The sequence below is a fragment of the Anaerolineales bacterium genome (assembly GCA_015075725.1).
In the GTDB taxonomy this organism is placed as follows: domain Bacteria; phylum Chloroflexota; class Anaerolineae; order Anaerolineales; family Villigracilaceae; genus Villigracilis.
Genome location: JABTTV010000001.1, coordinates 4,502,847 through 4,524,641, shown reverse-complemented (window position 1 = coordinate 4,524,641; position 21,795 = coordinate 4,502,847). Strand labels below are relative to the sequence as shown.

Here is a 21,795-nt window from a genome sequence, read left to right as displayed (position 1 = left end):
ACGTTTGAATACGGCAAATGAAACAATCCAGCAATTATTGGAGCGCCTTTGACTTGGCGGGGAAAAAGGAACAATTGGCAGAACTGGAAAAACAGATTGAACTGCCTGATTTTTGGAGCGATTCTTCATCCGCACAAAGGGTGATGAAAAGCATTTCAGGGTTGCGGAATGAAGTGGATGGCTGGAATGCCATAAAACATCAGGTTCATGACCTGATCGAGCTTGCAAAACTCAACGACGAATCGCTTCGCGGTGAACTTGAAGGCGAGATACAAAAGTTGGAGGCCGAGGTTGAAAAAAGATCCTTTGCCGCGATGCTTTCAGGTCCGTTCGATCATGACGATGCGATTCTTGCGATCCATGCGGGGGCTGGCGGAACTGATTCGCAGGATTGGGCGGAGATGCTCCAGCGCATGTATTTGCGATGGTGCGAGAATGGGGGATTTACGGCCGAGATTCTGGATACGACCCCCGGCGAAGAGGCGGGGATCAAGAGCGTAACGATTGCCGTCGGCGGGCAATATGCGTATGGATATCTTCGTTCGGAAAAGGGCGTTCACCGCCTTGTTCGTCTTTCCCCGTTCGATGCGGCGCACCGGAGGCATACTTCCTTTGCATTGGTGGAAGTGTTGCCCCAGGTCACCATGGATGAGGCGGATGTTGAGATCAATCCCGGCGATGTGAAGATCGATGTTTTCCGTTCATCAGGCGCAGGCGGACAAAACGTTCAGAAAAACGCCACTGCGGTTCGATTGACCCATCTTCCGACGGGCATTGTGGTAACCTGCCAGAATGAACGCTCTCAAACGCAGAATCGCGAGTTTGCCATGCGTATTTTGCGGGCGCGTCTTGTGGAATTAAAACGCGCGGAAAAAGAGGAGGAACGCGCCGTCCTTCGCGGGGAATACACAAAAGCCGAATGGGGAAGCCAGATCCGATCGTACGTTTTACACCCATATCAGATGGTCAAGGACCATCGCACTGATTTTCAGGTTGGCAATGCTCAATCCGTGTTGGACGGGGACCTGGATGAATTCATGGAAGACTATTTGAGAAACGCCCCGGGTGTGAACAAATAATGACAGGCTCCTTTCATAAGTGTCCCCGCCGCCGGGGACTGCGGTCTTGAGCACCGTAAAATTCTACTTTTGCAGGTTGTCTACTGATCAATTTAATTCTTAAAAAAAAGAGAGCGGGTTGATTTGCCCGCTCTCTTTGACTATCCACCTGTGGGAAGCCGCTTCTCGAGGGTGCTACTGAAAAGATCTTCCTGTTCTTGTGATGTGGTTTTGATGGATTTCGCGCGTATCTTTGCGTTGCCGTTGGCTTTTTCCAGGGCTTGCTGCCAGGCGACCTGCATTGCTGTGATCTCAGGCTCGTTGGAAACCTCTTGCTCCAATTCGAAGGTCTCTTCGCTCTTTTTGCCGCCTTTCCGCTTGCCCTTCCCTTTGCGTTCATGCGTTTCGTGAACTGCTTCCATCGCAGGGGCTTCCTGCAGCGCCTTGATGCTCAAGCGGATCTGTCGTTTGCGGCGATCCACATCCAGCACCTTCGCTTCAACTTCGTCGCCCTCTTTGACGACCGCACTGGCGGTTTTGACATAACCATGCGCAAGTTCGCTGACGTGGATCAGGCCGGGTCGTTCCGCACCGAAATCGACGAAGGCCCCATACGTTTCGACTCTGGTCACTTTCCCCTTAACTATCATGTCGGTTTTGATCTCTTTCCAATCATAGGCGAGTGGCTCCACCATCGTCAGTTCGACGCGATCATTGCGGACTCGTTTGACCCAAACCGTGACTTCCTGGTCTTCCTTTAGAACATCTTCCACCTTATTTATGGGGGTTTCACTTATTTGGGATATGTGAAGTACTCCGGGTAAACTTTGCCCTATGTCCACCAGCGCCCCCGCTAAAGTGATCTTCAAAATTTTGCCGCTTAATTTGGTCTTTGGTTCGAGCGCTGCGGCAGGCGCGATGTCGGGTGTTGTCATGATATGCTCCTGCTTTCTGAAATAATGCCAAGGATTAATTATACCTGTCAGGGAATGTCTCGTCAATGATTCTCTTCAAGTGGCAAAATCATCCGGCATTTTAATTTCCCCTGCTTCCAATCCAAAATTCAATATATCGGATGTTCGATCTGGATGTGAAGCCAATAATACCTGTCGAATCCCGCCGGTGAATATGTCGCCGGTAAAACCGGGGGCTAACGTGCATCCGAAAAGTGAATATCTTCCGCCTTCCATGCAGTGACCTGCCTGCCATACCCCAGCGGGAATCACATACTGGATTTCCTGTCCCTTCAACGGCTCATTCCCCAGGATAACATCGCGACTCGAACCGTCCGGATAGAGCAGGATCAAACGCAGCGGATCGCCGCCGTAAAAATGCCACATCTCATCGATTGTCAATTTATGGAAATACGAAACGCTTCGCGGTTCATGGCAGTACATCCCGATCATCCCGGTTCCAAATGGTTTTCCGTTTGGTAGATTCTCCGCCGACCGATAGGTGCTGGCAAACAGGGTCCCTTCCACGGGCAGCCGCTCGAATTTAAAATGCTCGATCATTGCTCTTATTTCTGCGTCCATCTCGACTCCGTTGCTAACTACCTGTGATCAACTGTTCTTCACAGTTAAATTAACAATATTCGCACCGCTTGCTTTCACCAGGTTCTCAGGTGTGATCATGATCTCTTCGCCCCATTGACCCGCGCCTGTTCCAAGGATGGGCTCGTTCATCAAAGTCGCTTCGAGGAAGGAACGGAATCCCTCGGGCTGCCAGCCAAAGGCGGGGATCGAGCCGATGATGTATCCGGTCACTTCTTTTACGCGTTCAGGAGGGGCCATCTGAATATTTCGCGAGCCTATCGCTTTCTTCAAGTTTCCTGAGATGGCGTTCTGATCCCCGCCGAGCATGACAAGCACACACTCGCCGGTATCCACCACTTGAAAGATTAACGTTTTCACAGCCTGGCGTTCTGGAAATCCCAAGACCGCGGCGACATTTGCCGCGCCTTTCTCCGTATCGGGTGGAAAACTTTTTGCCTCATAGGGGATGTCATGTTTATCCAAATGAAGGTGAGCGGGGAGTTTCATGTTCCGATTCCTCTGCGAATGAGTCTAATGATTTCTGCGGGTGTGTGAGTGACCTCTACGGTGACTGCATCCCGGGGTTCTTCCAAAGCCTCGAACTGACTTTGCAATAATTGTACCGGCATGTAATGACCCTTACGGCGCTTCAGCCTCGGTTCGACCTGGTCGTACATCCCGCGCAGATATACAAACCTGACCTTGTCGTTTGCAGTTAGCTTTTCGCGGTATCGCTCTTTCAACGCAGAGCAGGCCAGCACGAGTGACGAGCCTTCCGTCAGATGATTCTGAATCAATTCCCGGAGATGATTCAACCACTCAACGCGGTCTTCGTCGGTCAACGGGATTCCCTTTGACATCTTCTCGCGATTTGTGGGTGGATGAAAATCATCCCCGTCGAAAAAATCCCAGTCTAGCTCGCCCGCCAGCATCCTTCCTATGGTCGTTTTACCGGAACCGGATACTCCCATCACGATAATTGCCTGAGCCATGGATCAACCCATCAACACGTTGTAAATTATTTTGACTTCAAACTCGACAGGAAAATACCCAATAAGATCAAAATGCCGCCTGTAATCGTCATCAACGAAGGTGTTTCATTCAAGAGAAAAAAAGCCAGCGTGGCGGAGCCGATCGGTTCGCCAAGCACAGTCACGGCAACGAGCGTGGCTGTCAGATATTTCAATGCCCAATTATAGGTTGTGTGTCCGATCAGTTGAGGGATTGCCGCAAGAAGAAAGATCCAGCCATAGGTTTTGGGTTCGAAGCCAGCGGGGGTGTTCCCTGATGCGAGCATGATGGTAGTCAAGATGATCGCCGCCATGCCATAGACCAGAAAGATGTACGAAACAAGCGATGTCCCTGCGCGTAGTTTCCTGCCGATGACGAGATAGCCGGTCACTGCCCAAGCGCCCATCAGCGCAAGGAAGTTACCCCACATGGCGCGTCCTTGCAGGATGGTTGAAAGTTCCGGGCAGACGAGCCCACTTTTCCATGCGCAGGCATCGCCTAACCCGATGATCATCCCACCGATGACCGCCAAGACCAAACCAACGACGGCAATCCGTGAGACATGTTCTTTCAGCAGCAAGGGCGAAAGCAGAGCCACCCACAACGGACCCGTTCCTACAAAGACGACCGAACTTGCGACGGTGGTGTATTCTAGCGATGTGATCCAGGTGGCGAAGTGAGCGGCGAGGAAAATGCCCGAGAAAACACCGAGCAGGACCTCGGTCCGGGAGAGGCGTTTGATTTCATCCAAATGACGGGTGAGCGCGAGTGGCGCGATCAGAACCGTCGCAAACGTCAAACGCAGGGCGGCAATCACAAGGGATGGAACACCGTCAGCCTGGGCAAAGCGGATGAAAATACTGGAGGTTGAAACTGCGAAGGTGGCAACGATCAGACTGATCGGCAGGAGGAGGCGGGTGCGGGGATTCATGGAATAGTAGAGTGTACCATCGGCCAAGTGGCGGGGATTTTTATATTGCAATCCTCACCTGGAAGGGATAGAATTAGCGAAACATTTTTTATAAACTCAAAGGAGATAACAATGGCTTTTGAACTTCCCAAACTTGCATATGCGTACGATGCGCTCGAGCCGCACATCGATGCGCGAACCATGGAAATACATCATACCAAGCACCACCAGACCTACATCACCAATTTGAACGGCGCAGTTGAGAAAACTCCCGAACTTGCAGGGAAATCACTCGAGGCCTTGTTGGGTGATTTGAATGCCGTGCCTGAAGGCGTCCGCATGGTCGTGCGCAACCATGGCGGTGGAACCTACAATCACAATCTCTTCTGGGAGGTCATGGGACCCAAGGGAGGCGGAACCCCCCAGGGCGATCTCGCCAGGGCGATCGACGCCTCCTTCAAATCCTTCGATGCCTTCAAAGATGAATTTACCAAATCAGCTACAACCCGGTTTGGATCAGGTTGGGCCTGGCTGGTTAAAAAGGGCAGCGGACTGGCTGTCGTTTCCACGGCGAACCAGGATACACCTTTAGCGGACGGCATGACGCCCATCCTGGGAATCGACGTTTGGGAGCATGCTTATTATTTGAATTACCAGAATCGCCGCCCGGATTACATCGCTGCCTGGTGGAATGTGGTCAATTGGGATGCGGTCGCCGCGAAATTCGCCGCATAGGTTGCCGGTCAATCCCGCCTTGCCACGCGGTTAAAGAACGTTATAATAAGCAGGTCTCGATTGTAAAATATCCCACAAGGAGAAACGTCATGACCCATATCATTACCAGTCTTTGCGTTCGCGACCGCGGATGCATCGATGTATGTCCCGTGGAATGTATGATTCCCGGTTATCCCCTCAATGAGTGGCCCTGGATCTATATCGATCCGGACACCTGCATCGATTGCGGTGCATGCGTGCCGGAGTGCCCCTTTGCCGCGATCTTCCCAGAGGACGAAGTTCCCGCCGCCTACACCGCCAAGGGCGGGGAGTACATCAGCAATGTTGGACTCACCGGTCACTATGAAGCGACGAACCATCACGGCAAGCAGATTGCGCTTGAGACCACGCGCCAGTTAGCTGCTGGCGAAGTGGTGGACCTCACACCCGACATTAAACCGAATTATGATTTCTTCAAGGCCGGTCCGGGATATGGCGCAAAAGATCAGGACGACGGTACCTAGTCTCTTTCAATAAAAAAAGCCGGGAGTGTTTCCCGGCTTTTTTTATTTCAGATCAACGATCCAAAGCTGCGTTCAAGAGGCTTTTGCCTATACGTTCCGCAAGAGCAGGATTGTGTTCCTCGACGGCGACAACGACTGCAAGGGGCGCGCCTTGCCAATCCGGTGGAGTTCCGGCTAAAAACCATGTCACTGCGGTTTTGCTGATGCTACCTGTCGCGGTATGACTCCAGAAGGCGCCGCCTTCCTCGATTAATGAAAAAGCCGCTTCCTTCGCAGCCGATGGCGGCAGCAACACCCGGGGCTCACCCAAAGCCGGAAGGACAACCCATCCCTGTTCGCGTGTGTTGACCGCTGTAGCAATCCGCGGCGCGGGCAAAATACCTTGATAGCTGATCGACGCTGCTGCCAGGCAGACTTGCAACGGGCTTGCGCGCAAATCCTCGACGGAATTCGGGAGCGTGTAATCTACCACCGGCAAAGTGATCGATGGCGTTCGGAAGAGGCCGGATTCTTCATATAGTGTGATCAATCTTGAATTGAATGGAATCTCCCCCGGGAATTTTGCCTCCAGGATGGGCAGGAAAACATCGCCCGCCGGATACAATCCTTGTGTCGCACGGTTGAGCAAAGGCGAGCTTTCGTTTTGAGTGAGCATCTCGCCTTCGGAATCCAATCGATTTGGATCGAAGGTCGGATGAGACGCCAGCACAAGAATCTCGCCCGTTTCTGCGTTCATCAAGATGACTGCGCCTGGATGAGTTCCGAGAAGTTCATCCGCTGTCGTTTGCAAATTTAAGTCAAGGCTGAGCCGCACATCCAAGCCGGGGGGAGGGGTGCCATAGATCAGCTGGTTCCAGAGTATCAGGCTTTTGGGGTTTCCCTGCAGTCCCCGCAAGTATCCATCGAGGTTTGCTTCGAGCCCGGCCTGGCCAAAGACAGGATGCGTGTAGCCAGTTATAGGCGCCAAGTCTGGATAGTAATAGGTCCTGATGTAGGAACCACTTTTTCCTGTGGTGACATTAATCGGCCTGTTATTACTGTCAACGAGTTTGCCTCGCAAGACATAGCGGTCCGCTATGGCGCGTCGGGCATTGTCTGTGCGGGCAAGCAGGTCGTCGCCGCGGATCACGGACCACCAGGCACCGGTGATGGCGCATGCCGCAAACCCAAATGCGAACAAACCTGCCAAAAAAGGGATTGGGCGTGAATCTCTCAGGGATGCGGGCTCATCGTCTTCGATGTTACTTGCCGCAAGCAGCAAATACAATGCAATGTACGATGTTAAAAGGGAGGATCCGCCATAGGAGACGAACGGAAGTGTAACGCCGGTCAACGGCAGGAGGCGCAGGTTCCCGCCAATGATGAGAATGCTTTGAATCCCAAGGTATGAGGCGATGCCCGATGCAAGATACCTTCGAAAATTATCAGGCGAACGCAGGGCGATCGTCAATCCGCGGGTGAGCAGCAACCAGAAGAGAAGGATAATTCCAAGGCTGCCGATCAGACCCGTCTCTTCCGCTATGGCTGAAAATATAAAATCGGAAATGGATACCGGGACCAATAAAGGACTCCCGATTCCCAATCCTCGCCCCAAGACACCCCCGTTCGCAACTGCTAGGAGAGATTGGGTGATCTGGTAGGAATTTCCGGTAGGGTCGCTCCATGGGTTCAGCCATCCCATCACGCGTACCTGAATAACATCCACGAAGTAAAAACCTATCGATAAGCTAACGAGAAGAAATGCGCCCGTGGCGAGCAGCATTCTCCGCTTGCCGGATGCTATGAAGAGAAAAACCGTATAGATCAGGATGAAAATGGACGCTGTTCCAAGGTCGCGTTGGACGATCAGGAGCAGTAATGCAAGCCCGATAACGACGACCGTGGGAATAAGAAGAGGCAGGGAAGTCAGGCGGATGTTTACGCGCTCCGCGAGATACGCAGACAGGTAAATGACAAGAAGTATTTTGAGCGGTTCTGATGGTTGAAAATAAACATCCCCCAGGCTCAACCAAAGACGCGGACCAAACCCGAGCGGGTTGGTGCCGAAGAGCAAGGTTAATGCGGTTACGATCAAGCCTGCGCTCAGGAAGATATACTTATATCTTCTTAGAACAGAAAGACTCTTCAGGCGCGATACTGCGGCGACGAAGACGACTGTACTGAGTCCAAGCCAGGCGGTTTGCCGCAAGCCAAAATCTTCATCCAGCCGCCAGATGGTGAGTATTCCCCAGCCACTTAAAAGAGAAGCGAGAGGAAATAGGAAGGTATCCCGCTCGGGTAATGACTTTATCAGTGAGCGATGGGCAATGTAGGTTAAGACTCCCCAGGCTGAAAACCCGATCCAATGCGAGAAGCGATAATCAACATCCCAACTGCGTTCACGCACCGCCGGGGAAAGCGTCAGGATGATCGATTGCAGAAATAAAAAGAGCGCCGCCCATTGCAGCAGACGCCCTTGCGTCTTATGATTCATTGTGAATGGGTTTGTTTGTCCAGCCGCTGGGTGGGTTCGATGATCACATTTTCAGAAAGGCTGATGCTCAAACCAATGCTGCCGCACTGGATCTCGTCGCCGGACGTGATCACTGTCGGAATGGTCACCGGTAATTTGTTAAGCATCGTCCCGTTCGTGGATGCGAGATCTTCTATCCACCATTGATTATGGTGGTACACCAGGTGCGCGTGGCGCGCAGAGACGGTATCGTCTGGCAATGGAATATCGCTGCCGGGGTCGCGCCCAATCGTAATTTCTGCCTGGTTGAAATACCTTAATACCCCATTCCCGCCCGGTGACTCGACCATGATGCTGAGACCGGGAACGCGTCGGACTGCCAGGGCGACCGCTTGGCGCTGGATTTCACGAAAGAGGAATATCAACGCCCAAGCAAGAAACCCGTATAATGCGACCGCCGCCAGGAGTCTCACTGCGAGGACAACGGCGCCGCTCATTTTTTTCTGAAATCTGCCGTGGAATGATCTTTATTCAAAACCGCAGTTGGTCTCTCTTCTGACCCCCGGTTTTTGAATGGAGCAGTGTCTTTTAAGTCCGGTTGGGGAGGCGGGTTGTCCTGACCGAAAATCAACGCCACCCCTGCCAGGGAGATCACATCCCCTGGATATAAAACGCTCTGGCTGGTGCGCTGCCCGTTGACAAAAGTCCCGCCTGTAGAATTCAGGTCGAAGACGACAAAGCGGCCTTTGATTGCCCGCAGTTGGGCGTGATTGCGGGAAACGCGTGGATCGTCGATGACCAATTGGTTATCCATCCTGCGGCCGATATTTACAACCGGAAGGTTGAGCGGGTAGATTTTTACACCCTCCACGATCAGGAAGGAATTCTCGGGGATCTTTTCCGCGTTTCCGTCGAGGCTGCCGGTATCCAGTGGAGTTGCGTTCGTTTCAGACATAGTTTCTATCCGGTGCGAAGTCAAAATTTCGACATCATTGGGGGAAATTTTTTCATCGGTTGTCACACTGACGGTTGGGGATATTGTAAACTTAAAACCCGCCTCCCGGGCGACTGTCGTGATCGAATGTAAAATGACTGTAAGGAGGTTGGCGTCATCCCATGCGCCGATTTTTTCAGGGTTTAAGACGAAGGTGTACACATCAGGGATGATGATCTCGTCGTTGGAATGAATGCTGTTTTTTTGGATGGCGGCGGCCAGCTTCTGGATAATCACGTCTTCAACAGCCCTGCCGGGGAGGACCTTTAATAGGTCAACCTCGATCAGGTTCTGGAGCCGGGATTCGAGTTCTCGTAAGTTCATCTGATCTATTTCTTTATCGAAGCGAGTTCCCGCAATTTGGGCAGGATTTTGCGCCTGTCTTCACCACGAAGCCGCATTGGGGGCAGGTATTGGGCTGCACCAAACCGAGTGGGGCTCCACAGGCAGTGCAGGACGGTTCCCCGACCGGATTGGCGACGTGACAATATTCGCAAGTCGTGCGTTTTAGATTTTCGGAAAGTTCAGCTGAAGCGCCCGCCGCGCGCGCAGCCTTGGAAATTACCGCCCAAACCCGTTCACTGATCTGGAGGTTCTCGATATCCTGTGCGATATCATCTAGCCGCCCCAGCAAGCTGAAAGGATTCTTGATTGCGGCAAGAGCGCTCATCCCGAGGCTTGCTGCAACTCCAAGCCAGGCTTGTTGTCCCAACTCCACCATGATCCCTTCATCTTCGATGGATTGAATGGTGACCGTCATGGCGGTCTGTCCGCCGGACATTGCATCTGGTCTTGTGCCCACCTGTACCACCAGTCGATCGCTATGCCCCAATGTTTGAGCGCGCATATTACCCTGGTTGAACTCTGCCAAAAGCGCCTGGGCGATATCCACCGGCTTGATCTTTCCGTGATAGATTTTACGCTCCATATCTCGATTATAATCGCCTTTGCGATTCTCCTTTAAGAAGTTTTACGAAATGACAAAAAACAGGTTTCAATTCATCCTACTGGTAATTTTCGCGGCGCTTTTCCTCTTTGGGATTTCCCTCGCTTCTCCTCCCGATTTTGTTCTGGCTCAGCAACCGACAGAGACTCCCGCCCCTGCGACCGGGTTATTCATCACGGTCATTACCACAGAACCGCAGATAAATGTCCGGATGGGTCCCAGCTCGACGGTCTATCCTGTCGTCGGCGTCCTGTTGACAGGGTCCACGGCTCCAGCCCTGGGGCGTTCTGCAGGAGGCGATTGGATTCAGATCGAATTCCCGTCCGCGCCTGGGGGTAAGGGATGGGTCTATTCGCCCCTTGTGCAAGTTTCTCCTCCCGGCAACCTTCAGGTGGTCGAACCGCCTCCGACACCGGTGCCGCCGGCCACGTCCACGATCGATCCGACCCTGGCGGCACAATTTGTCATCCATCCTACGACGACACGCCTGCCTACATATACGCCAGCGCCAACATTGGCGGCGATCGAAATCTCTGAACCTGAGACATCCCAAATCGACATCCCCTGGGCATCCATGATTATTGCGTTTGTTGTTTTAGGTGTCCTCGGATTCTTGCTCTCGTTTATTCGAAGGTAAGCGCATCATGCCTGGTTCGATGAAACATCTGGTCTTGGCTATGATAATTCTTTCTGCGGGGATATTATCCATGTTTTCGGACTCTGCGCAGGGCATCGTTTTTGCCCAACAACCCACCGGTTCAGTGCCGACCGTGACCGGTACCGCCACCGGCATGATCGTCCGTGTCAATCAAGACCTGGAAATCGTCAATGTCTATTCCGGTCCAAGTTCCTATTTGTACCCTTCCATCGGAGTCCTCCTTCTCGGGCAGGAGGCTCCCGCCTTGGGCATCTCGGAGGATGGAAATTGGATACAGGTTTATTACCCGGGCGTGCCGGAATCCGTGGCATGGGTATATGGTCCATATGTGACAATAATCAAGACGGGACGCCTTCCCGAGATTCCTGCGCCAAGCACGCCGACACCGCTCTCCACCCCGACGATCGACCCCACCCTTGCCGCCGCGTTCATCGACCCGGTCACCCCGACCCGCCTTCCTACTTTCACGCCTCCGCCGGAACTTATTGTCCCCACTTTCCTTCCTAATTTCGAGACATCAAATCGCATTCCGATGGGTCTGTTCATCATCGGTCTCGGATTCATTGGGGCTTTTGGAACCCTGATCTCTTTTTTGAGAGGTCGATAGCATGGGACGAGTCGTTTCTTTTTCAAGTCCGTAAAAATAAAAAAATGGACGGGTATCATACCCGTCCATTTTCATTTACTTTATGCGATTAATTATTGCAACCGCACGACCCGCCGCAGCCGCAGCCACCGTCCCCGCCGCCGGAACCGCAGGCGCAGCCTCCCTCGCCATGGCTGTGACCTTTTGCATGAGGGCTATCCACCGCAAAACCCGCTCCGCGAACGGGATCGTTAATGAAATCGACAGTGGCGTCGCGCAGGTAATCGATGGAGACTTCATCCACCACTACCTTTACGCCGTCCGATTCAAATGTTGTGTCGACGTCGCGGATGTTGTTATCCAGCGCCATGCCGAAATTTACGCCGCAACAACCGCCCCCAGCTACGTACACGCGCAGGGCGTATCCTTCGAGTTTTCGATCCGTCAGAATGTTCCGGACGGCTTCGCTCGCGGCAGGGGTGAGTGTAAAGAGACGGGTATTAATTTCCTGGAGCATGAGGTTCTCCTTTTTACGACCAATTTTGGCAAATGTTATCAGGTTTGATGGGGAGTGTCAACTTATTCTGCCCAATTGTTAGCGCAAAGATAAGTCTGGTTCTCATTTTCTTGACATAAACCCTTCCCGACTGTAAAATCCCCCTGCTTAAAAGGCGGAAGCCTTTATTTTTTAATCTCTGTAGGAGGAGTATCCTTTCATGTTCACAATGGGATTATCCAGCATTGAACAGATCGCGATTTGGGCCGTTTTTGCCGTTGCATGGCTTGGGCTCGGATACGCGGTTTTTTTGCGTTCTCAAATCCTCAACGAGGATAAGGGAACGGAAAAAATGCAGGAGGTTTGGGGCGCGATCAAGTCCGGCGCGGATGCGTATTTGCAGAAGCAGTTGAAATCCATCCTTCCACTGATCGGCATTCTTACCATCGCCCTGTTCCTTTCAGTATACGTCGTACCGCCAACGCCCGAAGCACTTGAGCGTTTCCATGGTCAATCTGTAGAACGGATTAAATTGATCATCGGTGTGGCACGCGCTTTTGCATTTGTCATGGGCGCGGGCTTCTCCCTGTTGGTCGGTCAGATCGGTATGCGCATGGCAGTGGAAGCCAACGTCCGGGTTGCTTCGGCTTCGAAGAAGTCTTTCGGTGATTCGCTCCGCATCGCATATCGAGCCGGTACCATCACAGGCATGCTGACAGATGGGCTTGGCTTGTTGGGCGGTACCATCATCTTCATCATCCTCGGCATTGCCGCTCCGGATGCGTTGCTTGGCTTCGGTTTCGGCGGTACGCTTCTTGCGCTGTTCATGCGCGTGGGCGGCGGCATCTTTACGAAGGCTGCCGACGTCGGCGCAGACCTGGTCGGCAAGGTCGAAGCAGGCATCCCTGAGGATGATCCGCGCAATCCGGCTGTTGTGGCTGACCTTGTCGGCGATAACGTCGGTGATTGCGCCGGTATGGCGGCAGACATCTTCGAATCCTATGAGGTAACGATTGTTTCCGGTTTGATCCTCGGTTTGGCGCTCTGGCATATCACCGGCCAACTCGAGTGGATCGTATTCCCGCTCGTGGTCCGTGGTATCGGCGTGCTGTCTTCCATTATCGGTACATATTTCGTGCGCGGCGGCGAGACTGGCAAGAGCGAAGATGCAATGAAAGCGATCTTTAGCGGTTTCCTGACCTCTGCCGTGATCTCAGCCGCTTTGTTCTTCATCGCCGGTTACGCCTATTTGAATACGGCTGAAATGAATCAATGGGGCGGTTGGTGGCGGTTGCCGACGGCGGTTGGCGTGGGCGTTTTGCTGGCCATCCTCATTGATCGTTTGACCGAATACTTCACCGGTACGCATGCCGCGCCTGTTAATGACATCAAGAAATCAGCGGATACGGGTCCTGCGACCTTGATCTTGAATGGCGTCTCTGTCGGATTCGAATCGTCCGTGTGGTCTGTGATTGTCATTGCATTGACCATCATTGCTTCCATCTTTATCTTCGGATCCATCCCCGGCGTCGAAGGTGCGGATCGGGCGACGTTCGTGCTTTATGGCGTTGCCATGACCGGCATCGGTATGTTGACTCTGACGGGCAACAATGTGGCGATGGACTCCTTTGGCCCGATAGCAGATAATGCCAACGGTATCGGCGAAATGTCCTGGTCCGGCAAGACGGATAAAGACACAAAACGCGCGCAGCAGATCATGGCGGATCTCGATGCGGTGGGCAACACAACCAAAGCCATAACAAAAGGTGTTGCCATTGGCTCGGCGGTGATTGCGGCGGTTTCACTTTTCGGCTCCTTCCTCGTGGATGTGTCCCGAGCGCAGGCCGGCTTCGGTATTCCTGTCGAACAGCAGATCCAAACCATCGGTATCCGTGTTGATATTCCACAGGTGTTTGTGGGTATGCTCCTCGGCGGAGCGCTGCCCTGGCTGTTCTCATCCTTTGCCATTCAGGCGGTTGCCCGTGCGGCATCGCTGATCGTGTTGGAAGTCCGCCGTCAGTTCAAACTCGGCGTGTTGACCGGCAAGGTCAAGCCCGATTACGCCCAGGCGGTCAGTATTTCGACCACCGCCGCTCAGAAGGAATTGGTCTCGCTTGCTCTGCTCGGCATCGTGACACCCATCGTCGTTGGCTTGCTCCTGACCGTGGAAGCCCTTGGCGGCTTTTTGGCTGGCATCATTGTTTCCGGTCAATTGCTTGCGGTCTTCCTCAACAACTCCGGCGGCGCCTGGGATAATGCCAAGAAGTTGATCGAAGATGAACCCAAGGACCCGAAGAAGAATCTAGGCAAGGGTTCCGAGCGTCACAAGGCTGGTGTTGTGGGAGATACGGTCGGAGACCCCTTCAAGGATACAGCCGGACCGGCTCTGAATCCAATGATCAAAGTGGTCAATCTCGTTGCAGTGATCATCGCTCCCATTGTCGTCCAATATCAGGGCGTCAAAGGACCGGCGCTGTATACCGTTTGGGTCGTAGCTGCCGTGCTTTTGGGTGTGCTTGCCTGGGCGGTAATGCGCTCCAAAGCTCCTGCTGAAGAAATGGCGGCAGGAGTGAAAGCAGGCAACGCAGCCAGGAAAAGCACCAAAAAGAAGTAATAGCAAAGTCCAGGAAAGCCCCGCTGTGTTGATAGGCGGGGCTTTTTATCGATACCGGCAATGAAATGAATACCACCAATTCCCCTTCCTTTTTTGTTTACAGCCGCTTCGCTTAATGGGTGATTACTACCCTCATCCCGATCTTTTACCACTCTTTCTATGAACGAATCGAAGACACTTACTCAGGCTGAATGGAATGGTTTGATAATTGGAATCTCTGTGTTCTTTGGGGCTTTTGTCCGTTTCATTCCTGGACTTATGACCGATTTTCCCCTCAACGATGGGGGCATGTTCCTGAGTATGATCCAGGATTTACAGGAAAGCCAGGGGCTTCTGCCCAGGTTTACGTCGTATAACCAATTAAATATTCCCTTTGCTTATCCGCCATTCGGCTTTTATTTCGCCCACTTTTTATCTGCCACATTGGGCATTTCAGATGTAGATATCCTTCGCTGGATGCCCCCGTTTGTCAATACAGTAACAATACTCGTTTTTTATTTATTAGCTTCTGAGATTCTCGCATCGAGATCATTGGGTGCTTTGGCTGGCGGATTTTACGCGCTCACGCCTGGTGCATATGGCTGGTTCGTAATGGGCGGCGGGCTTACTCGCAGTTTTGGCTCGATCTTTTTATTGCTCTCGATCCTGTTGGTTCTACGCACATATAAGGTAGGGACTGTAAAAAATATCGCGTTGTCAATCCTTTACTGCTCGTTGGCTGTTCTAAGCCATCCCGAAGCCGGCTTCCATACTGCTGCCATCTGTTTATTGCTGTGGTTTTTTTATGGACGGAGTGTCAGGTCTTTCCGGCGAGCGATATTGGTAGGCGTCGGCACTCTGGGTGTTACATCTGTGTGGTGGTTGACGGTGATTTCATATCACGGGCTGGCTCCATTCCTTTCCGCTTTGCACACTGGCTACAACGGGAAACCCATATGGAATGCCATGATGGATCTGTTGATTGGCGGGGGTATTTTTCCTGTTTTGGCAGTTTTGCGAATAATCGGCATCGGTTGGTCGATTTGGACACGGCGGCATGTATTGCTGCTCTGGACCATCCTGCCGTATCTGGTCGAACCACGCAGCGCTCCAAGCGTGGCGAATTACCCTTTGACGATGATGTTGGCGCTGGCATTCGCGCAGGCGATTCCTTGGTTGGCATCAATCTTGAGACGCAAGCCTGTGGTGACGGAAATTTATAAAGACAAAAAAATAAATAATGTTTTATTGGGCATTCTGATCTATATGTTTATTGAATCAAATCTGTATGGATTTCGCCTGGTTGGAAACAGCCTTACTCTGGGCGAACGGGAGGCTATGAAATGGATGGAAGTAAATACACCCTCTGATGCACTCTTCCTGCCATTGACAGGCGTTCCAAGCCCTGAGACCGACCCGTTCGTGGAGTGGTTTCCCGCACTCGCAGGCCGCCGCAGTCAATCCACCATCCAAGGGTATGAATGGTTGCTAGCGGATGGATTTTTCCAGCGTTATTCCGTTCTCTCGGAATTGCAGAGGTGCAAATCCGTGGACTGTGTCGAACAATGGTCGCAGGATAATGATCTCCCGTATGACTACGCCGTTCTAACAGCTAATAATGCCAAAGGGGAACTTGGGCGTTCCTTTCGAATGAATCCCAATTACGCCCGGATTTATTTTACACAGGAGGTTGTGGTTTACGAAAAAACCCGATGAGAAGGCTGATTCATTACTTGTTTTCTAAAGTTGAGATTTCTTCGGCGCATCGGCGCCTGATTAATTGGAACTCCTAATCCATACCAGAGGATGGGATGGTTTTATTGCCCCCATCCCATCCCGCATGTTAGAATGCGCGCATCTTCCCTGAAAGGATTTCTACCAAATGGCGGATGTAAAAGAATTTGGAGAACGTATCGTCTCCAGCCTGGAAAAAGTGATCGTCGGCAAGCGGCAGTCGCTTGAGCTGGTTGTAATCGGGTTGTTATGCCAGGGTCACATTTTGATCGAGGATGTCCCCGGTGTGGGAAAGACCGTGTTGGCGCGCAGCCTTGCCCGGTCATTGGATTGCGTGTTCAATCGAATCCAATTCACGCCGGATATGCTCCCCAGTGATGTGACCGGGGTTTCCATTTACAACCAGCAGAAAAACGAGTTCGAATTCCGCCCGGGTCCCATCATCGGTCAGATCATCCTGGCAGATGAGATTAACCGCGCCACACCCAAGACCCAGGCGGCGCTTTTGGAGGCGATGGAGGAGCGTCAGGTTACCGTGGATGGCGTAACCCACTCCATGCCCAAGCCGTTTATCGTGCTTGCCACGCAAAACCCGATCGAATACGAAGGGACGTTTCCGCTTCCCGAGGCTCAGTTAGACCGTTTCCTGTTGAGGTTGCGCCTGGGTTATCCGAGCATAAACGATGAGATCCGCATCATGGAGGATCAAAAAATTCAACATCCGCTCGAGGCGTTGACATCAGTCGCGACGGGGGAGGATGTGATCCGGATGAGCGAGGCCATCCGGCAGGTTTACGTATCGAATGCGGTCAAGCGATATATAGTGGAATTGAGCACACGCACCCGGCAGAGCCAGGATGTCTATCTTGGCGCGAGCCCACGCGGAAGTCTTTTTCTTTCCCGCGCCGCCCAGGCACGCGCGGCTCTTCATGGACGGGATCATGTCCTGCCTGACGATATCAAGGCACTGGCAGTACCGGTTCTGGCTCACCGCATCATCGTCAGCGCTGCGGCCCGGTTGCGCGACCTCGGTTCGGATCGGATCGTGCAGGAAATCGTCCTTGCCACCCCCGTGCCGGGGGGTACGTACGAAGCCGCTCAAAAAGAATAGCGATGAAAGCCGGGCGGACTCTCGTCCTTATGATGTTTCTTGTCGGTATCATCGGCGTGCTGGTCAATGGCGCGCCGGTCTATTCCCGATTCCTGTATAGCAGCATCCTGCTCGCCTTTCTCGCCTGGTTGTGGACCTTCTGGGTGGCAAGAGGGCTCTACCTGGAGCGAAGTTCGCGCGAATTGCGGGCTAACGTGGGGGATGTGCTCGAGGAAAATATCAAACTGACCAATCGCAGCCGAATTCCAGCCGCATGGATCGAAGTGATTAATGGAACGACCATCCCGTTCGCTTCAGGTTCACGCCTCTTCACACTGGTAATGGCAAAACAGCTGCGAAATTATACGGCTCGCACCTGGCTGACCCGCCGCGGAAGTTTTCAATTGGGTCCAACGCATGTCTCGACCGGGGATCCGTTCGGCTTGTTCACGGCGGGAAAACAATTCAAAGCCGGCGAGACATTGATCGTCCTTCCAATGATTCACGAAATTCAGGCTTTCCCATCCCCGCAGGGGATTTTGACGGGAGGACCGGTCATTCGCAGGAAGTCGGCGGATATTACCCCTCACGCATCAGGCGTTCGAGAATACGTTCCCGGTGATGCGATGAAGCGCATCCACTGGCCCACGAGCGCGCGGCGTCGGCGTCTTATGGTCAAAGAGTTTGAGCAGGACCCGCAGGCCGAAGTGTGGGTATATCTTGATTCCCAACGGGCTGTTCACTTCCAGAAAAAACATGAAGAGATGGAAGCGCCTTTCCAGACCATGTTGTTAATGAGACGACCAAAGATCGAACTTCCTCCCTCCACGTTGGAATACTCCGTCAGCATCGCGGCATCGCTCGCGCATTATTTCATCCGGCAGGGTCGCGCGGTCGGTTACGCCAGTGCAGGGCAGGTGTTGAACATCCTTCCAGCGGAGCGGGGCGTGCGCCAGGAGGCGAAAGTTCTCGAAATGCTGGCGTTCGTAAAAGCCGATGGAGTTCTATCGCTTGGAGGCCTTATCGCCACACAAGCCGCGCTCCTTCCCCAGGGTTCGAGCGTCATTCTTGTCACTCCCACCACCCGCCCAGACTTGTTCCAGGCAGTCGATGAAGTTCTTCGCCGCTATCTTTCCCCCATCGTGGTATTGTTGGACGCAAAGTCCTTCGAGGGACCGACAGGCTCGGCGGATTTGCTGGCATCCTTGCGGGAAAGGCGCGTGCCCGTCGTCTCTGTTTCTTGCGGCGATAATCTTTCGGAAACTCTTTCAGGAATCTCGACAAATTTCAATCTCCAGGGACCCCGTACATGGCAAACGCCGACCTACGCACAATCGATCTAAACTTTCAGGGGAAGACTCAGGCCATCGCATCTTATTTGATTCGGGATGGAGACGCAGTTGTGTTGATCGAATCGGGACCCGGTTCGACTCTTTCTGCGCTCGAGGCTGGTCTGGCGAATGCGGGCTTGTCCTCCCGAAACGTGACCCACGTCCTGCTCACGCACATACATCTGGATCATGCCGGGGCGGCAGGCTGGCTCTCGCGCCAGGGTGCGGAGATATTCGTGCATCCCATCGGTGCGCCGCACATGCTTAACCCCGAAAAACTTATTGCCAGCGCAACCCGTATTTACGGGGATAGGATGGATCAACTCTGGGGTGAGTTCCTGCCTGTGGCGGAGAGCAGGCTCAAGGTCCCGAATGATGCGGAGGAGATCGTCATCGGAAATTTGCGGTTTCTACCCGTCCAAACCCCCGGGCATGCCGACCATCATTATGCCTATGTCTTCGAGGACATATGTTTCAGCGGGGATGTGGGCGGGGTGCGAATCCCCGGTTTTCAATATTTGCGCGCGCCCATGCCGCCGCCGGAACTGCACTTCGGCAAATGGCGTGACTCTTTGGCGCGATTGCGCGGCATGAAATTCTCAAGGATCGCGCCCACCCATTTCGGTCTATATGAGGATGTAGGGTGGCATTTGAGTTCATTGGACCAGACTCTGGCTGCGATGGAGACCTGGCTGGAACGTGTGATGGCTCGTAATCCTTCCATCGAGGAATTAAGGGAGGAATTCACCCTGTGGATGGAGGAGGAGAGCCGGGAGAAAAACCTCAACGATGAGGTCGTGCGCGCGTACTCACTATCGAATCCGGTGGCGATGAGCGCGGACGGTTTGATGCGGTATTGGAGGAAGGTCCGGGGCGGGTAATATGTCACGCCGAACGCGTGATGCAAGGGACGTGGCAAAAATGGCGAATACCGTTATACTCCCGCTTAAGGAGATGACATGAAGGACTTTATTGCGATTTCTGATTTTTCATCGGATGAGATCCAGGACTTTCTCGACCTCGCGGTCAAGCTGAAGAAGGAGTATTTCAAGAAGGGGAATAAACCGCTTTTCAAGGGCAAGGTCCTTGGGATGATCTTCCAAAAACCGAGCCTGCGTACCCGCGTATCGTTCGATATGGCCATGCGGCATTGCGGCGGCGATGCGCTTTACCTCTCTCCAAGCGAGATCGGGCTCGGCAAACGCGAGTCGATCGCGGATGTGGCGCGGGTGTTATCCGGCTATGTTCAGGCGTTGATGGCGCGCACCTTCGACCATGCCCATGTCGTGGAACTTGCGCAATGGGCGGATGTTCCCGTGATCAACGGTCTAAGCGATTACAATCATCCCTGCCAGGGGATGGCGGATGCGTTGACCATCATCGAAAAATTCGGCAAGAAATCGAAAGGTCTGAATATCAGTTATGTGGGCGATGGTAACAACGTCACGGTTTCGCTCATGCACGTTTCAGCCCAACTTGGCTGGAACATGACTGTGGGGACGCCGGAAGGGTATGACGTGAACCCGGGGGCGGTCGAGATCGCGCAAGCCATTGCCCGCAAAACCGGCAGCAAACTGGTGTTCGTGCGCGATCCCCATGAAGCGGTCAGGAAGGCGAATGTCATTTACACCGATACCTGGACAAGCATGGGCCAGGAAGAAGAGACCGCGATCCGTGAGAAGATCTTCCCGCCGTATCAGGTCAACGCAAAATTGGTGAGCGAAGCGGACAGGGATGTGATCGTAATGCACTGCCTGCCTGCGCATCGCAACCAGGAATTGACCGACGATGTCGCAGACGGCCCTCATTCTGCGATCTTCCAGCAGGCGCATAACAGGCTGCATGCGCAGAAGGCGATCCTTGCTAGGCTGTTTGGCGTGGCGTGAAGAAGGGCGATGCTCGAAATAAGAGATTCGATTGTCTGACACCAAAATCAATTATTTAAGAGGATATCTGTTCAATGAAAACCCGGGATTTTATCGAAATCGAAGAACAGTACGGCGCGCACAACTACCATCCGTTGGATGTGGTCATTGAGAGGGCGGAAGGGGTCTGGGTCTACGATGTGGACGGTAAAAAATATCTCGATTGTCTATCCGCGTATTCGGCGGTCAACCAGGGACACGTCCATCCGGAAATATTACAGGCATTATTGGAACAGGCGAAAAAAGTCACACTGACTTCGCGCGCATTCCGCAACGATCAACTGCCGATGCTGTACAAGGAACTTTCGGAAATGACGGGGTATGAAATGTCATTGCCGATGAATTCCGGCGCGGAGGCGGTCGAGACGGCCGTCAAACTTGCGCGCAAGTGGGGATACCAGGTCAAGAAGATTCCGCGCCATCAAGCGGAGATCATCGTGGCTGGGAATAACTTCCATGGGCGCACCGTAACCATTATTTCATTTTCCACCGAGCCGCTTTACCGCGATGATTTTGGTCCATTCACGCCGGGATTTGTAGTGGTGGAATATGGGAACGCGGGCGAGATCGAGAAAGCGATCACTCCCAATACGGCAGCGGTTATGCTCGAGCCGATTCAGGGCGAAGCGGGCGTTATTATTCCCCCGGATGGATATTTAAAAAAGGTCGCCGAAATCTGCAGGAAGAACAACGTGCTGCTCGTGGCGGATGAAATCCAAACCGGCTTATGCCGAACAGGAAAACTTTTTGCCTCCGATCATGAAGAGGTCCGCCCGGATATCGTCATCATCGGGAAAGCGCTGGCGGGTGGTTTCTATCCCGTTTCCGCTGTACTTGCGGATAAGCCAATCCTTGGCTTGTTCACTCCCGGCGAGCACGGCTCGACCTTCGGCGGAAATCCGCTGGCGGCGGCGGTGGCGCGCGCGGCATTAAAAGTTATGCGTGATGAAAAATTGGCGGAACGCGCAATGGAGCTGGGGACCTACTTTGTGGAGCAATTGAGCGAAATCCCAAGTCCGCATGTGAAAGAGGTTCGAGGGAAGGGTTTGCTCATCGGCGTGGAACTCAAACCCGAGGCAGGCGGCGCGCGTCGATTCTGCGAGGCAATGAAGGCAAGAGGCATCCTCGCAAAGGAGACGCACGATAACGTCATCCGTTTCGCGCCGCCTTTGGTCATCGACAGGGAAACGATCGAATGGGCGTTGCCCGCAATTCGGGAAACGCTCAATATGAAATAG

At 53.1% G+C, this 21,795-nt stretch carries 22 protein-coding genes; 12 read left to right on the top strand and 10 right to left on the bottom strand.

Annotated features, from left to right (window positions below; translation table 11 throughout):
- Positions 1-17 precede the first annotated feature (17 nt).
- Complete coding sequence (locus tag HS100_21705; GenBank protein MBE7436547.1) at positions 18-1,079, top strand: peptide chain release factor 2; 1,062 nt, start codon at positions 18-20, stop codon at positions 1,077-1,079.
- Positions 1,080-1,219: 140 nt separating this feature from the next.
- Here HS100_21705 and HS100_21700 read toward each other — a convergent pair whose 3' ends face one another.
- The 5 genes from HS100_21700 to HS100_21680 all read right to left on the bottom strand — a co-directional run bounded on the left by HS100_21700 (position 1,220) and on the right by HS100_21680 (position 4,535).
- Positions 1,220-1,993: a S1 RNA-binding domain-containing protein gene (locus tag HS100_21700; GenBank protein MBE7436546.1), complete on the bottom strand. Its 774-nt coding sequence runs from the start codon at positions 1,991-1,993 to the stop codon at positions 1,220-1,222.
- A 75-nt stretch (positions 1,994-2,068) separates the two neighbouring features.
- The gene (locus tag HS100_21695; GenBank protein ID MBE7436545.1) at positions 2,069-2,593 is read right to left on the bottom strand and encodes a cupin domain-containing protein; all 525 of its coding nucleotides are present in this window, start codon (positions 2,591-2,593) and stop codon (positions 2,069-2,071) included.
- Positions 2,594-2,620: 27 nt separating this feature from the next.
- Entirely contained in the window at positions 2,621-3,100 is a 480-nt protein-coding gene (locus tag HS100_21690; protein MBE7436544.1) for a deacylase, read from the bottom strand.
- Positions 3,097-3,564, bottom strand: a complete 468-nt coding sequence (locus HS100_21685) for a gluconokinase (protein ID MBE7436543.1) — start codon at positions 3,562-3,564, stop codon at positions 3,097-3,099. The genes HS100_21690 and HS100_21685 overlap by 4 nt, the downstream gene beginning before the upstream one ends.
- 47 nt (positions 3,565-3,611) lie before the next feature.
- A complete protein-coding gene (locus HS100_21680; protein MBE7436542.1) occupies positions 3,612-4,535 on the bottom strand; it encodes a DMT family transporter in 924 nt (307 codons plus the stop codon).
- 111 nt (positions 4,536-4,646) lie between these two features.
- Here HS100_21680 and HS100_21675 point away from each other — a divergent pair, with 111 nt between their 5' ends.
- Together HS100_21675 and HS100_21670 are read left to right on the top strand one after the other, a co-directional pair.
- Positions 4,647-5,249, top strand: coding sequence for a superoxide dismutase (locus HS100_21675; protein MBE7436541.1), 603 nt, complete (start codon positions 4,647-4,649; stop codon positions 5,247-5,249).
- Positions 5,250-5,338: 89 nt separating this feature from the next.
- On the top strand, positions 5,339-5,752 hold the full coding sequence (locus HS100_21670; protein MBE7436540.1) for a ferredoxin family protein: 414 nt from the start codon (positions 5,339-5,341) through the stop codon (positions 5,750-5,752).
- Positions 5,753-5,804: 52 nt separating this feature from the next.
- Here HS100_21670 and HS100_21665 read toward each other — a convergent pair whose 3' ends face one another.
- From HS100_21665 to HS100_21650, 4 genes are read right to left on the bottom strand one after another with little or no spacing between them, the layout of a single operon-like run.
- Complete coding sequence (locus HS100_21665; GenBank protein MBE7436539.1) at positions 5,805-8,225, bottom strand: FtsW/RodA/SpoVE family cell cycle protein; 2,421 nt, start codon at positions 8,223-8,225, stop codon at positions 5,805-5,807.
- Positions 8,222-8,701, bottom strand: coding sequence for an FHA domain-containing protein (locus HS100_21660; GenBank protein ID MBE7436538.1), 480 nt, complete (start codon positions 8,699-8,701; stop codon positions 8,222-8,224). The genes HS100_21665 and HS100_21660 overlap by 4 nt, the downstream gene beginning before the upstream one ends.
- The gene (locus tag HS100_21655; GenBank protein ID MBE7436537.1) at positions 8,698-9,522 is read right to left on the bottom strand and encodes a DUF3662 domain-containing protein; all 825 of its coding nucleotides are present in this window, start codon (positions 9,520-9,522) and stop codon (positions 8,698-8,700) included. Before HS100_21655 ends, HS100_21660 begins: the two co-directional genes overlap by 4 nt.
- A gap of 13 nt (positions 9,523-9,535) precedes the next feature.
- Positions 9,536-10,126, bottom strand: coding sequence for a zinc ribbon domain-containing protein (locus tag HS100_21650; protein ID MBE7436536.1), 591 nt, complete (start codon positions 10,124-10,126; stop codon positions 9,536-9,538).
- A 49-nt stretch (positions 10,127-10,175) separates the two neighbouring features.
- On the opposite strand from HS100_21650, the gene HS100_21645 reads away from it, so the two are divergent.
- Positions 10,176-10,781 carry a hypothetical protein gene (locus HS100_21645; GenBank protein MBE7436535.1) on the top strand — a complete coding sequence of 202 codons (606 nt, stop codon included), beginning with the start codon at positions 10,176-10,178 and terminating at the stop codon, positions 10,779-10,781.
- Between the two features lie 70 nt (positions 10,782-10,851).
- Positions 10,852-11,409, top strand: a complete 558-nt coding sequence (locus tag HS100_21640; protein MBE7436534.1) for a hypothetical protein — start codon at positions 10,852-10,854, stop codon at positions 11,407-11,409.
- 88 nt (positions 11,410-11,497) lie between these two features.
- Here the strand turns inward: HS100_21640 and HS100_21635 are convergent, their stop codons facing one another.
- Positions 11,498-11,905: an iron-sulfur cluster assembly accessory protein gene (locus HS100_21635; GenBank protein ID MBE7436533.1), complete on the bottom strand. Its 408-nt coding sequence runs from the start codon at positions 11,903-11,905 to the stop codon at positions 11,498-11,500.
- 199 nt (positions 11,906-12,104) lie between these two features.
- On the opposite strand from HS100_21635, the gene HS100_21630 reads away from it, so the two are divergent.
- The 7 genes from HS100_21630 to rocD all read left to right on the top strand — a co-directional run bounded on the left by HS100_21630 (position 12,105) and on the right by rocD (position 21,795).
- On the top strand, positions 12,105-14,498 hold the full coding sequence (locus HS100_21630) for a sodium-translocating pyrophosphatase (protein MBE7436532.1): 2,394 nt from the start codon (positions 12,105-12,107) through the stop codon (positions 14,496-14,498).
- A 258-nt stretch (positions 14,499-14,756) separates the two neighbouring features.
- Positions 14,757-16,193 (top strand): glycosyltransferase family 39 protein, encoded by a 1,437-nt coding sequence (locus HS100_21625; GenBank protein MBE7436531.1) that lies wholly within the window; start codon positions 14,757-14,759, stop codon positions 16,191-16,193.
- Between the two features lie 166 nt (positions 16,194-16,359).
- Positions 16,360-17,322 carry a MoxR family ATPase gene (locus HS100_21620; protein MBE7436530.1) on the top strand — a complete coding sequence of 321 codons (963 nt, stop codon included), beginning with the start codon at positions 16,360-16,362 and terminating at the stop codon, positions 17,320-17,322.
- A 2-nt stretch (positions 17,323-17,324) separates the two neighbouring features.
- Positions 17,325-18,644: a DUF58 domain-containing protein gene (locus tag HS100_21615; protein ID MBE7436529.1), complete on the top strand. Its 1,320-nt coding sequence runs from the start codon at positions 17,325-17,327 to the stop codon at positions 18,642-18,644.
- Entirely contained in the window at positions 18,611-19,513 is a 903-nt protein-coding gene (locus HS100_21610) for an MBL fold metallo-hydrolase (protein ID MBE7436528.1), read from the top strand. The genes HS100_21615 and HS100_21610 overlap by 34 nt, the downstream gene beginning before the upstream one ends.
- 78 nt (positions 19,514-19,591) lie before the next feature.
- Entirely contained in the window at positions 19,592-20,518 is a 927-nt protein-coding gene (gene argF, locus HS100_21605) for an ornithine carbamoyltransferase (GenBank protein ID MBE7436527.1), read from the top strand.
- A 74-nt stretch (positions 20,519-20,592) separates the two neighbouring features.
- The gene (gene rocD / locus HS100_21600; protein ID MBE7436526.1) at positions 20,593-21,795 is read left to right on the top strand and encodes an ornithine--oxo-acid transaminase; all 1,203 of its coding nucleotides are present in this window, start codon (positions 20,593-20,595) and stop codon (positions 21,793-21,795) included.